The 361-nt window shown below is 47.1% G+C and carries 1 protein-coding gene; it reads right to left on the reverse strand.

The genetic code is table 11. From position 1 onward, the window contains the following. Nucleotides 1–361: alpha-amylase family glycosyl hydrolase (locus AB4585_RS29410; RefSeq protein ID WP_372172369.1), on the reverse strand; the 361-nt coding region annotated here is incomplete at both ends.

Genomic DNA, 361 nt, shown 5'->3' on the forward strand with positions numbered 1-361 from the left:
TGGTAAAGTCTCGCGCCCAATACCCGTGGTAGGCATAAAATGGGAATGAGCCTTTGTCGCCACCGCCGACAAAGCCGTGTACTTGCTCAACAATAGGCGATAGCCAAATAGCATCTGTTCCTAGAGATTGAATGTAATCCAGCTTTTCTATAACACCTTTTAGGTCACCGCCATGGAAAGTGCCGACTTCTTGTTGGCCATCCTTAAGGCGACCATAGCTGTTATCGTTACTCTTCTCGCCATTGTTAAATCTATCCACCATGACGAAGTAGATATTGGCATTCCGCCAATCCAACGCTTTAACGGCTTTAGATTTGGTCGTAACCCTTTCGATGAGCATGACAGCGCCAGTCTCTCGAGT

This window comes from Vibrio sp. 10N.222.49.C9, assembly GCF_041474985.1.
GTDB lineage: Bacteria > Pseudomonadota > Gammaproteobacteria > Enterobacterales > Vibrionaceae > Vibrio > Vibrio crassostreae_C.